This window comes from Streptomyces sp. NPDC003393 (assembly GCF_053589015.1).
Genome location: NZ_JBSFRB010000027.1, coordinates 96,991 through 108,277 on the forward strand (window position 1 = coordinate 96,991; position 11,287 = coordinate 108,277).

Genomic DNA, 11,287 nt, shown 5'->3' on the forward strand with positions numbered 1-11,287 from the left:
CGGGCGGCCTCGCTGACGGCCGGGGTGCCCGTCCACGGCAGGGAGGCCGGGACGCGGTGACCCGTTACGACCCGCCCTTCGTGCCCCGCGGCACGGTCAGCCCGGTCAGCAGGGCGGTACCCGGGGCGAGCAGGTGCCAGCCGGTGCCGTGCCAGGTGAGCACGGCGAACGCGGAGGTGGGGAACTTCACCCGGAGCCGCTCCAGCGTGTCGTCCAGGCCCTCCCCGGCGAGACGGAGGACCAGTTCCTCCAGGCCCGGGTTGTGCCCGATGAGCAGCAGCGTCTCCACCTCCGGCGGCGTCTCGCGCACGACCTCCAGCAGGGTGGGGACGTCGGCGCCGTACAGCCGCGCATCGAGGCGGACCGACGGCGGGGTGCCCCACTCGGCGGAGGCCAGCTCCCAGGTCCGGCGGGCGCGCAGGGCCGTGGAGCACACCGCGAGGTCCGGCAGGAAGTCGGAGTCGGCGAGCGCGCGGCCCGCGGCCGGGGCGTCCCGGCAGCCACGCGGCGCGAGCGGGCGGTCGTGGTCGGCGACACCGGCGGGCCGGGCGGACTTGGCGTGCCGCAGGACCACCAGGCGGCGCAGCGGGCCGCCTCCCACGCGGGCGCTCACGGCGCGCGCCCGACGTCGCGGGTGAGGTCCAGCCCGAGCAGGCGGTCCGCGTAGGCGTACGTCTCGAAGCGGGCGCCGTCCGCGAGGTCCGGCCGGGTCTCGACCCACTCCAGCACCCGGAGCGTCGCCGGGACGTCCAGGTCGTCCTCCCAGCTTCCGCGCAGCCGGCCGCGCACGTCGTCGGGGATGGGGCGGGAGGGCTGCCGGGCCCAGTGGGCGACCGCGCGGCGCCACCGGGCGAGCGTCCGGGCGGCCTCGTCCAGCGCGTCGGCGTCGAGCCGCAGGGGCAGGGTGCGGCGGCGGACGAGCAGGGCGAGGCGCAGGGCGGCGGGGTCCGTGTCGGCCGCCCAGGTGAGGGGTACGGCGGCGTCCACGGGTGCGACGGCCAGCCGGACACCCTCGGACGCGGTCTCCTCGGCCTCACCGGCCACGTGCACGACCTGTGCCTCGCCCAGCGCGGCACCCAGCCCGCGGCTGTCCTCGAAGGGCCGGATGCCGAGGGTCCCGGCGGCCGCCCGCAGCTCCGCCTGCTCGCGTTCGCCGGTCAGCAGGGCCCACACCGGTGTGCCGCCCAGCTCCAGGGCGCGGACGAGCAGGTCGGCGACGAGGAGCACCCGCAGCCCGGAGGCGTCGAAACCGGACGCGCGGACCTCGATGCGGGTCAGGCCACGGCGGGCGGGGGCGGCGTCCACGGGCTCGCCGGTTCGTACGTCGGTGATGCGCAGCACGGCCCGAGCGTAGGCCCCCTGCCGGCCGTGTGCAGGCCCACGGCCCACATTCCGGGCAGCGTGCCGCTTCCGGCCGATCGGGGAATCGACCGGCCGGGGGTGCTGTTGGCGCAGTCGGCAACGTTCCCCGAGACGCGAGGAGACCTGTGGTGTACGGAGATGCGGCGACGGTCCGGAAGATCCTGACCGAACTCGGTGACACCTGGGCCGTCGTGGGCCTGTCGAACAACCGCGACCGTGCTGCGTACGGCGTGGCGCAGGTGCTCCAACGGTTCGGCAAGAAGGTCGTCCCGGTCCACCCCAAGGCGGAGACGGTGCACGGCGAGCAGGGCTACGCCTCCCTGGCGGACATCCCCTTCGACGTGGACGTGGTGGACGTCTTCGTCAACAGCGACCTGGCCGGGCCGCTGGCCGACGAGGCGGCCGCCAAGGGCGCCAAGGCGGTGTGGTTCCAGCTCGGCGTCGTCGACGAGGCCGCCTACGAGCGGACCAGGGCGGCCGGCCTGGAGATGGTCATGGATCGCTGCCCGGCGATCGAGATTCCGCGCCTGGGCACCGGACCGGCCTGACCACGGTCACACCCCGCTCCCGTACGGTGTCCCGCCGGCCGCGCCTCCACCACGTGGGGCGCGTCTGACGGGACACCGTCATAATGCCCGGGTGACTCAACCCTCCCCCCACCCCAACTCCCCCGACCCTGAACGCTTTCCGGTCGTCATCGTCGGCGCCGGACCGGCGGGGCTCACCGTCGGCAACATCCTGCGCGCCGCCTCCGTCGACTGCCTGATCCTGGAGACGGAGTCCCGGCGGTTCATCGAGCAGCGGCCCCGCGCCGGGGTCCTGGAGGAGTGGGCCGTACGCGGCCTGGAACGCCGTGGCCTGGCAGCGAACCTGCTGGAGCGGGCCGGCCGGCACACCGCGTGCGAGTTCCGCTTCGACGGCGCCGGCCACCGCTTCCCACACACGGAACTGACGGGCCGTCACCACTTCGTGTACCCGCAACCGCTGCTCGTGACGGACCTGGTGGGCGAGTACGCCGACGTCCGAGCCGGCCGGATCCGCTTCGGCGTGCGGGAGGTGACGCTGCACGACACCGACTCGGACCGGCCGTCGGTGTCGTACCTCTGCCCCGAGACCGGGCGACGGCGGGTGGTCCACTGCGACTTCGTCGCCGGATGCGACGGGGCCCGCGGGGTGAGCCGGTCCGTGCTCGTCCCTGAGCGGGCCCGGCCGGCTCGGCACGACTACGGCATCGGCTGGCTGGCGCTGCTCGCCGAGGCCCCGCCGTCCTCCGACTGCGTGCTCTTCGGCGTCCACCCGCGCGGCTTCGCCGGTCACATGCCCCGCAGCGCGGACGTGACCCGCTACTACCTCCAGTGCCGGCCCGGCGACGATCCGCGGAACTGGCCGCACGAGCGCGTCTGGTCGGAGCTGCGGCAGCGGCTCGCCGCGGCGGACGCCCCGCCGCTCACGGAGGGCCGGCTGCTGGAGCAGCGGGTGCTCGACATGCACGACTACGTCGTGGAACCGATGGCCTCCGGGCGGTTGTTCCTGGCCGGTGACGCGGCGCACCTGACGGCGCCCATCGCGGCCAAGGGCATGAACCTCGCCCTGCACGACGCCTTCCTGCTGGGGGACGCGCTCGCCGCGCACGTCACCCGGGGCGACGAGGGCGGCCTGGCCGGCTATTCGGCGGCGTGCCTGCGGCGCGTGTGGGACTACCAGGAGTTCTCCCAGTGGCTGTCCGGCATCTACCACGGCACCGCATCGGGCGATCCGTTCCACGCGGGCACCACGCTCGCCCGGCTGCGCCGTCTGTTCACCTCGCCGGCCGCGGCGGCCGCCTTCGCCGAGCAGTACCTCGGCACGGCGGGCCGCTTCTGAGGACGGCCGCGGGGCCGAACGCCGATCGACGGCCGCCCGAGGCCGAGCACCGGTCGACGGCCGCCGAAGGCCGATCTCCCGGTGCACGGCCGCCGATCGCCGGTCGTCCGCCGTCAGTGGTGCGGCAGGCGGGTCAGTCGTGCGGCGGCCGGTCGCCGAGCCGGTGGTCGGCCACGTTCAGCGCCTCGGCGACCAGGCGGCGCAGATGGCCGTCGTGCAGGGAGTAGATCACCCGGCGGCCCTCCTTGCGGGTGGCCACGAGCCCGGCCAGCCGCAGCCGCGCCAGGTGCTGGCTGACGGCGGGGCGGGCCGCGCCGCACGCCTCGGTGAGCGTGGTGACATCGGCTTCGCCCGAGGTCAGCGCGTGCAGCAGGGCGAGCCGGGTGCGGTCGCCGAGCAGGGCGAGCAGTTCGGCGGCGAGCGCGATCTGCTCCTCGCCCGGGGTGCGCGGGTGCGCATGGTGCGCAGGTGACAGGTGCATGCGTGCGCTCATACGCACATAATGTCGTCGTGGGCGTCCGGCGTCCACCTCCCGCGCACCGGAAGGGGAACGACGTGAGCGACCGGCACCACCCCCATGGCGACGACCACAGCGACCACCACGGCCACGACCACAGCGACCACAGCGACCACAGCCACGGTCATGCGCACCACCGCCCCCACTCCCAGGCACGGGCGTCCCTCCGGCACCGTCTGCGGCACCTGCTGACCCCGCACTCCCACGAGACCGCGGACAAGCTCGACCCGGCGCTGGAGTCCTCGGCGCGCGGCCTGCGGGCCCTGTGGGTCTCGCTGGCCGCCCTGGGGGCGACCGCCCTCGTCCAGGCGCTGGTGGTGGTGGGTTCCGGCTCGGTCGCCCTGCTCGGCGACACGGTGCACAACGCGGCCGACGCCCTGACCTCCGTGCCGCTCGGCATCGCCTTCGTGCTGGGCCGCAGGGCCGCGACCCGCCGCTTCACCTACGGCTACGGGCGCGCCGAGGACCTGGGCGGTCTGGTGATCGTGCTGACGATCGCGGCGTCGGCGATGTTCGCGGCATGGGCGGCGGTCGATCGGCTCCTCGAACCGCGCCCTGTGCAGCACCTCCCGGCGGTGGCCGCGGCGGCCCTCGCCGGGTTCGCGGGCAACGAGTGGGTGGCCCGGTACCGGATCCGTGTGGGCCGGGCGATCGGCTCGGCGGCACTCGTCGCCGACGGGCTGCACGCGCGTACGGACGGCTTCACCTCGCTGGCCGTGCTGCTGGGCGCGGGCGGCGCGGCGCTGGGCTGGCAGGCGGCGGACCCGGTCGTGGGGCTGGCGATCACCGCGGCGATCGCGCTGGTGCTGCGTGACGCGGCGCGCGAGGTGTTCCGGCGGATGATGGACGCCGTCGACCCGGCCCTGGTGGACCGGGCGGAGCGGGCCCTGCGCCAGGTGCCCGGGGTGCACGCCGTGGGTGAGCTGCGGCTGCGCTGGATCGGGCACCGGCTGCGGGCGGAGGTCGCGGTGGTGGTGGACGGCGAGGCGACCCTGCGCCAGGCCCACGCGGTCGCCGTCGACGCCGAGCATGCCCTGCTGCACGCCGTGCCCCGGCTCACCGCGGCCCTGGTCCACGCCGACCCGGCCCCAGCCCCGGGCGCATCCGACCCGCACCTGGCCCTCGCCCACCACGCCTCACCCTGAACGAACGCGGCGCGGGGCCGTGATCAGATCCCCAGACCGTCCAGCACCACCGCGCCCGGGAGTTCCGCGAAGGCCTTGCCGGGAACGAGGAGCTTGCCGCGGCGTCGACCGCTGCCGACCAGGACGTACGGGAGGTCCACGACGGCGGAGTCGACGAGCACCGGCCAGCCCTCGGGCAGCCCGATCGGGGTGATGCCGCCGTACTCCATGCCCGTCTCCCCCGTGGCCACGTCCATCGCAGCGAACGAGGCCTTGCGGGCGTCGAGTTGGCGGCGTACGACGCGGTTGACGTCGACGCGGGTCGTCGAGAGCGCCAGGCACGCGGCCAGCCTGCTCTCGCCGCCGCGCCTGCCGGACACCACCACACAGTTCGCGGACCGCTCCAGCAGGTCCTGGCCGTAGTGCTCGACGAACACCGCGGTGTCGGCCCACCGCGGGTCGGTCTCGACGTAGACGATCCGGTCGGCGGGGACGCTGCCGCGCCAGTGGCGCAGGGCGTCGGCGACCGGCGGGACCAGTTCGTCGAGGCAGTCGGGCGCGGGGACGGCCCGGTCGAAGTCTCCGATGGGTGCGCGCATGACCGCACCGTAACAGCCGCCCGGTGGGCGCGGCCGGGGCGTCTCAGTGCACGGGAGGCACCGACACCGCCATGACCATCTCCATGGGCACGGCCCCTTCGTTGCGGTACGTGTGCGGGGTGTTGGCCTCGAAGGACGCGCTCGCGCCCTCGGGTACGCGGTACTCCGCCCCGTCCACGGTGAGTGTCAGCTCCCCCGCCGTGACGTGCACCAGTTCGACCGTTCCGCTCGGGTGCGGGTCGGAGGCGCTGCCCTCCCCGGGCATCAGGCGCCACTCCCACATCTCCAGCGGGCCGGGCGCCTCGACGCCCGCCAGCAGGCGGTTGTAGCTGCCGGCGTCGGTGTGCCAGAGCCGGACGGCCTGTTCGGCGGGGACGATGCGGACCTTCGGGCCCTGCTCGTAGTCGAGCAGGGTGGTGATGCTGATGCCGAGCGCGTCACCGATCTTGACGACGGTGCCGAGGCTGGGATTGGTGCGGGCCTGCTCGATCTGGATGAGCATGCCGCGACTGACTCCCGCACGGGCCGCGAGCGTGTCGAGCGTGAAGCCGCGCTCGGTGCGCCAGCGCTTGACGTTGCGCGCCAGGGACTGGGTCAGCAGGTCGAGGTCCGACACATTCCGTCCAATATTCTGGATGACAGGGTTCACTTAACTGAACTACGCTGGGATGCACCCGATCGTGCACCGAACTGTACTGCGAGGCGTCCCGTGACAGCATTCTTCGCCCTGGCCACGAGCCTCCTGTGGGGCCTGGCCGACTTCGGCGGCGGACTGCTCACGCGGCGCAACCCGGCGCTGACCGTGGTCGTGGTCTCCCAGGCGATCGCCGCGACGGTGCTGGGCGCCGTCGTCGTGGCCACCGGCGGCTGGAGCGAGGCCGGGCCACGGCTGTGGTTCGCCTTCGCCGCGGGTCTGGTCGGGCCGGTCGCGATGCTGTCCTTCTACAAGGCGCTCGCACTCGGCCCGATGGGCGTGGTCTCGCCGCTCGCCACCCTGAGCGTGGCCGTCCCCATCGGGGTCGGCCTGGTGCTCGGCGAGCGGCCGGGCCTGCTCCAGGCCGTGGGAATCACGGTCGCCGTCACCGGAGTGGTGCTCGCGGGCGGGCCGCAGCTGAGAGGCGCCGCCGTGCAGCGGCGGACGATCTGGCTGACGCTTGTCGCCGCCCTCGGTTTCGGCACGGTGTTCGCGCTGATCGCCGAGGCGTCGACCACGGTCACCGGGCTCTTCCTGGCCCTGTTCGTGCAGCGGGTGACCAACGTGGCCGCAGGCGGGGCCGCGCTGTACGTCTCCGCGCGGCGCGGCGGTGCCGTGCTGCCGGAGGCCGGATTCCCCTGGGGCGCGCTGCCGGCCCTCGCCTTCGTCGGTCTCGCGGACGTGGCGGCCAACGGCACGTACTCGGTCGCCGCCCAGCACGGCCCGGTCACAGTGGCCGCCGTACTCGCCTCCCTGTACCCGGTGGTGACCGCGCTGGCCGCCCGCGGCTTCCTCAGCGAACGGCTGCGGGCCGTCCAGGCGGCGGGAGCGGGGCTGGCGCTGGTGGGAACGCTGCTGCTGGCGACGGGCTGAGGAGCCGGCCGCGGGCGACCGGCCGAGCGACGGGAAAGCCTTCAGGGACGCGCGGCCGGGGAACCGGAGTCCTCCGCGTCGCCCAACTGCGCGAGCCCCGCGACGCTCTCCGCGTCGAGGTCCGCCAGCGCCACCAGCTGTTCCGGGGTGACATCGTCCGGTATCGGCACCGGCGCCGGTGTCCGCAGCGGCGGCTGCCAGCCTCCGGCCGGCGTCCACCGGCGTACGACTCGGGCGGGCGCGCCGGCGACCACGGCGTGGTCGGGCACCTCGCCGCGCACCACCGCACCGGCCGCGACCACGACGTTCCGGCCGAGCCGCGCCCCGGGCAGGATCACCGCCCCGGTGCCGATCCAGCACCCGGGCCCGATCTCCACCGGCTCCATCCGCGGCCACTGCTTGCCGATCGGCTGGTGGGGGTCGTCGTAGGAGTGGTTGGTGGAGGTGACGTAGACGTACGGCCCGAAGTAGCAGTCGCTGCCGATGGTGACCGTCGTGTCGGCGATGACATGGCTGCCACGGCCGAGGACGACTCCGTCGCCGATGCGCAGGATCGGGTCGGGGCCGAGGTCGAGATCGGGCATCAGTCCGGCCGTCAGCGTGACCTGCTCGCCGACGATGCAGTGGGCGCCGAGACGGATCCACGGTTCACCGAACACCGTGCCGAGCGGGAAGGCCAGCCTGGTACCTGTTCCCATCGCGCCGAAGCGGAAGCGTCCGGGGTGCTCCGCCGTGACGGAACCCGTGCGCTGCACCCAGGCCCAGCCCGCATGGACGGCGCGCTGCGCGAGGCGGCGCCGCCATGATGAGAACGTGTTCTTGCGCTTGGGCACCCGCTCACCGTACTCAGGCGGTACCGCCCCGATGAGACCGGACGCCTGTGATCTTCACCCCACCGGATGACGTACGGTGCGGGGTGTCGACGACAAGGAGAGGGCGATGACGCACAGGGCGCTGATCACGGGCATCGGGGGCAGGGAGCCGAAGATCGACGGGGAGGCGTTCGTGGCCCCCACGTCCTCGGTGATCGGTGACGTGACGGTGGAGGCAGGGGCGAGCGTCTGGTACGGCGCCGTGGTCCGGGGCGACGTCGAGCGGATCCTCGTCGGGGCGGAGAGCAATATCCAGGACAACTGCACCCTGCACGCGGACCCCGGTTTCCCGGTGACCATCGGCGAGCGCGTGTCCGTCGGCCACAACGCGGTCGTCCACGGGGCGACGGTGGAGGACGACTGCCTGATCGGCATGGGGGCGACCGTGCTGAACGGCGCGGTCGTCGGAGCGGGATCGCTCGTCGCCGCCCAGGCGCTGGTGCCGCAGGGCATGGTGGTGCCGCCGGGTTCGCTGGTGGCGGGGGTGCCGGCGAAGGTGCGACGAGAGCTGACGGAGGAGGAGCGCCGGGGCCTCACGCTCAACGGCACGCTGTACGCGGAGCTGGCGAAGGCCCACCGGGAAGTGCACGGTTGACTTGCTCCTCGGGCTGAAGCCCGAGGATTCTGGCCTTCTCGATCGTTGCTGTGCCGCTACGCGGCACGGTTTCCGGTCGGGAATCCGTGGCTTCCTGTTTCTTCGCGCTGTGCCGGGATCGCTCCTGGTCTTACCGGCGCTCCGCAGGCCGATACCGCCGGTCCGGCGGCCGTCTTGATGTTGAGTGCGGCATTGTGGTCCCGGTCGTGGACGGTGCCGCAGGCGCTGCAGGTCCATTCCCGCACGTCGAGGGGTTTGGGTCCGTCCACGGCGCCGCAGGTGGAACAGGTCTGGGAGGTCGGTGTGAACCGGCCGATCTTGACCAGGGTGCGGCCGTACCGGGCGGCTTTGTACTCCAGCATGCTGATGAACTGTGCCCAGCCGGCGTCGTGCACGGACGTGGCCGGCTTCGTGCGGGCCAGTCCCGCCACCGACAGATCCTCCACGGCGATCCCTTGGTTCTCGGAGATCAGCTTCGTGGAGAGCTGGTGGTGGAACTCACGGCGTGCGTCAGCAACTCTGGCGTGGGCGCGGGCGACCTTCAGGCGGGCCTTGGCCCGGTTCTTTGATCCCTTCTGCTTGCGGGACAGCTCGCGTTGGGCCTTCTTCAGCTTCTTCTCCGCGCGCCGCAGAAAACGCGGGGAGTCGATCTTCGTGCCGTCGGACAGGACCGCGAAGTGGGTCAGGCCGAGATCGATGCCGATGGTGCGGTCGGTCGCGGGCATCCGTGCCTGGTCGGCGGCGGGGTCGGTGTCGATGACGAAGGAGGCGAAGAATCTTCCCGCCGCGTCCTTGATGACGGTGACGGAGGTGGGCGTGGCGGGCAGGGTCCGGGACCACTTCACCTTCACCGCGCCGATCTTGGGCAGGTTCAGACGGCCGCTGCCGGTGATGCTCCAGCGGGCATTGGCGGTGAACCGGATCGCCTGCCGGGCGTCCTTACGGGACTTGAAGCGGGGCGCACCCAGTTTCGGACCCTTGCGGGTGGAGCCCAGGGAGGCGAAGAAGTTGCGGTACGCCATCTCGGCGTCCCGCAGGGACTGCTGGAGCACCACCGCGGAGACCCCGCCCAGCCAGAACCGCTCCCTTGTCTGCTTCGCCTCGGTGATCAGCTTCCGGGACAGCTGCCCGGCCGTCGGGAACGGCTGTCCGGCCTTACGGGCGTCTTCACGGGCGCGGACCGCGTCGTTGAACACGACCCGGGCGCACCCGAACGCCCTGGCCAGCGCGGCCTGCTGAGCGGCATCGGGATACACCCTGAAGGCGTACCGGAGCTGCATGACGATCACACTAGGCACACCGAACCCACATCGTCACCCAGAACATGTGAGCGACCCGTCACCGTCACGCAGCAGCATCCGGCTCCGCCGGAACGCCACCGCGACGCTCCGCGCCGCGACCACAGCATTCGCTTCACCCCCGGCCTGAAGGCCCGAGCACTGCGAATGATTCCCGGTAGCGCGCGGCCAGACCTGTGCGGCCGGTGCACTGCAGGTACGCCGGCACGGCGGGCCCGGTCGCACGACAGGCACGCTCGCGCGGCAGGTCTGCCTCGATCGAAGCCTACTCGGCGGCGCCCACGGTCTCCACCTCGGGCTCCTGCGGGGCAGCCTGCGCCTTCTTCGCCTTGCGCCTGAGCACCAGCATCGACCCCAGCCCGATGAGCACGGCCACCACCAGGCCGAGCCAGGAGAACTTCTTCAGCCAGGACTCGGCGACGACGCCGACGTAGTAGATGACGGCCGTCGTGCCGCCCGCCCAGCAGATGCCGCCGAGCACGTTGGCGGTGAGGAACTTCCAGTACGGCATCCTCAGCACGCCCGCCAGCGGGCCGGCGAAGATGCGCAGCAGGGCGACGAAACGGCCGAAGAAGACGGCCCACATGCCCCACTTCTCGAACGATCGTTCGGCCATGGCGACATGTCCCTCGCTGAAGTGCCTGGGGAACTTCCTCCCCAGCCAGGCGAGCAGCGGTCTGCCGCCCTTGCGGCCGATGGCGTAGCCGATGGAGTCGCCGACGACCGCGCCGGCGGTGGCGCACGCGCCGAGCACGACGGGGTTGACACCGGTGTGCTGCGAGGACAGCAGGGCCGCCGAGACCAGGATGATCTCGCCGGGCAGGGGAATGCCGAGGCTCTCCAGCCCGATGACCAGGGCCACCACGGCGTAGACGGCGCCCGCGGGCACCGTGTCGAGCCACTCCTGGACGTGCACCGCCGGTTCCTCCCCGTTTCGCCTTCGCTTCTTCCCGGGCGCGCCGCGAAGAAGCGCCCCCGGGAAGCCTACCGGCTCGGCACCGAAGGGTGGTGTGCCATGGTTCGGCCGGAGTTCTCCGAGGCGGGACGCGGACGGGTCCCGGGGGCGACCGTGGCCGTGCGGGCGGGATCGCGGGGCGCTCCCTCGGCGAGCTGGGAGACGGGATCGCCGGACGCTCCCCCGGCGAGCTGGGAATCAGGTCGCCGGGCACCTCCCTGGCGACCTGGGACGGGGCGGCGGGCACCTCCCTGGCGACCTGGGACGGGGCGGCGGCTCGGCCGGCGGTCCAGTGCCGGCCAGGGGGTGTCCGTGAGATCACGCCGGGCGCACGGCACGTGGCATCGCACCTCGCCGCGTCTCGTCGGCGGGCGACGACAACGCCGCGATGTGCGGCAGACCCCGCGTCCGCACCCGTGATCGGCCCGACGGGCCCCTAACCTCGATCTTTCCTGAGGGTCCGCCGACGGAGTCGGTGGACCCTTTCGCTTTCCGGAGCTGACCGTGGGCAGGCCAGCGGCCCGGTTGTCGCATC

Annotated in this window: 13 protein-coding genes; 5 read left to right on the forward strand and 8 right to left on the reverse strand. The window is 73.2% G+C overall.

The genetic code is table 11. The features are described from left to right. Positions 1 to 64: 64 nt before the first annotated feature. Positions 65 to 613 (reverse strand): SixA phosphatase family protein, encoded by a 549-nt coding sequence (locus ACWDUZ_RS24570; protein WP_451633949.1) that lies wholly within the window; start codon positions 611 to 613, stop codon positions 65 to 67. Next, positions 610 to 1,341, reverse strand: coding sequence for a hypothetical protein (locus ACWDUZ_RS24575; protein WP_451633950.1), 732 nt, complete (start codon positions 1,339 to 1,341; stop codon positions 610 to 612). Before ACWDUZ_RS24575 ends, ACWDUZ_RS24570 begins: the two co-directional genes overlap by 4 nt. Before the next feature lie 149 nt (positions 1,342 to 1,490). On the opposite strand from ACWDUZ_RS24575, the gene ACWDUZ_RS24580 reads away from it, so the two are divergent. Together ACWDUZ_RS24580 and ACWDUZ_RS24585 are read left to right on the forward strand one after the other, a co-directional pair. Continuing rightward, complete coding sequence (locus ACWDUZ_RS24580; protein ID WP_451633951.1) at positions 1,491 to 1,910, forward strand: CoA-binding protein; 420 nt, start codon at positions 1,491 to 1,493, stop codon at positions 1,908 to 1,910. Positions 1,911 to 2,001: 91 nt separating this feature from the next. Further along, positions 2,002 to 3,225, forward strand: coding sequence for a 4-hydroxybenzoate 3-monooxygenase (locus ACWDUZ_RS24585; RefSeq protein ID WP_451633952.1), 1,224 nt, complete (start codon positions 2,002 to 2,004; stop codon positions 3,223 to 3,225). 133 nt (positions 3,226 to 3,358) lie between these two features. Here ACWDUZ_RS24585 and ACWDUZ_RS24590 read toward each other — a convergent pair whose 3' ends face one another. Beyond that, positions 3,359 to 3,718 (reverse strand): ArsR/SmtB family transcription factor, encoded by a 360-nt coding sequence (locus ACWDUZ_RS24590; RefSeq protein WP_451633953.1) that lies wholly within the window; start codon positions 3,716 to 3,718, stop codon positions 3,359 to 3,361. Between the two features lie 62 nt (positions 3,719 to 3,780). Here ACWDUZ_RS24590 and ACWDUZ_RS24595 point away from each other — a divergent pair, with 62 nt between their 5' ends. Next, positions 3,781 to 4,887, forward strand: coding sequence for a cation diffusion facilitator family transporter (locus ACWDUZ_RS24595; protein ID WP_451633954.1), 1,107 nt, complete (start codon positions 3,781 to 3,783; stop codon positions 4,885 to 4,887). A 23-nt stretch (positions 4,888 to 4,910) separates the two neighbouring features. Here ACWDUZ_RS24595 and ACWDUZ_RS24600 read toward each other — a convergent pair whose 3' ends face one another. Continuing rightward, complete coding sequence (locus tag ACWDUZ_RS24600) at positions 4,911 to 5,465, reverse strand: YbaK/EbsC family protein (protein ID WP_451633955.1); 555 nt, start codon at positions 5,463 to 5,465, stop codon at positions 4,911 to 4,913. Between the two features lie 43 nt (positions 5,466 to 5,508). Beyond that, entirely contained in the window at positions 5,509 to 6,081 is a 573-nt protein-coding gene (locus ACWDUZ_RS24605) for a helix-turn-helix domain-containing protein (RefSeq protein WP_451633956.1), read from the reverse strand. A 93-nt stretch (positions 6,082 to 6,174) separates the two neighbouring features. Here ACWDUZ_RS24605 and ACWDUZ_RS24610 point away from each other — a divergent pair, with 93 nt between their 5' ends. Further along, positions 6,175 to 7,032 carry an EamA family transporter gene (locus tag ACWDUZ_RS24610; protein WP_451633957.1) on the forward strand — a complete coding sequence of 286 codons (858 nt, stop codon included), beginning with the start codon at positions 6,175 to 6,177 and terminating at the stop codon, positions 7,030 to 7,032. A 41-nt stretch (positions 7,033 to 7,073) separates the two neighbouring features. On the opposite strand, the gene ACWDUZ_RS24615 is transcribed toward ACWDUZ_RS24610, so the two are convergent. Beyond that, complete coding sequence (locus tag ACWDUZ_RS24615; protein ID WP_451633958.1) at positions 7,074 to 7,865, reverse strand: acyltransferase; 792 nt, start codon at positions 7,863 to 7,865, stop codon at positions 7,074 to 7,076. Positions 7,866 to 7,971: 106 nt separating this feature from the next. Here ACWDUZ_RS24615 and ACWDUZ_RS24620 point away from each other — a divergent pair, with 106 nt between their 5' ends. Next, positions 7,972 to 8,499: a gamma carbonic anhydrase family protein gene (locus ACWDUZ_RS24620; RefSeq protein ID WP_451633959.1), complete on the forward strand. Its 528-nt coding sequence runs from the start codon at positions 7,972 to 7,974 to the stop codon at positions 8,497 to 8,499. Between the two features lie 56 nt (positions 8,500 to 8,555). Here the strand turns inward: ACWDUZ_RS24620 and ACWDUZ_RS24625 are convergent, their stop codons facing one another. Beyond that, positions 8,556 to 9,779 (reverse strand): RNA-guided endonuclease InsQ/TnpB family protein, encoded by a 1,224-nt coding sequence (locus tag ACWDUZ_RS24625; protein ID WP_451633960.1) that lies wholly within the window; start codon positions 9,777 to 9,779, stop codon positions 8,556 to 8,558. A gap of 283 nt (positions 9,780 to 10,062) precedes the next feature. Next, positions 10,063 to 10,713, reverse strand: coding sequence for a DedA family protein (locus tag ACWDUZ_RS24630; protein WP_451633961.1), 651 nt, complete (start codon positions 10,711 to 10,713; stop codon positions 10,063 to 10,065). Positions 10,714 to 11,287 lie beyond the last annotated feature (574 nt).

What these genes read in the sequence shown, in the direction of transcription:
- ACWDUZ_RS24620 (WP_451633959.1), top strand. Translation starts at nt 7,972, where the DNA reads ATGACGCACAGGGCGCTGATCACGGGCATCGGGGGCAGGGAGCCGAAG.
- ACWDUZ_RS24625 (WP_451633960.1), bottom strand. Translation starts at nt 9,779, where the DNA reads ATGCAGCTCCGGTACGCCTTCAGGGTGTATCCCGATGCCGCTCAGCAG.
- ACWDUZ_RS24590 (WP_451633953.1), bottom strand. Translation starts at nt 3,718, where the DNA reads ATGAGCGCACGCATGCACCTGTCACCTGCGCACCATGCGCACCCGCGC.
- ACWDUZ_RS24600 (WP_451633955.1), bottom strand. Translation starts at nt 5,465, where the DNA reads ATGCGCGCACCCATCGGAGACTTCGACCGGGCCGTCCCCGCGCCCGAC.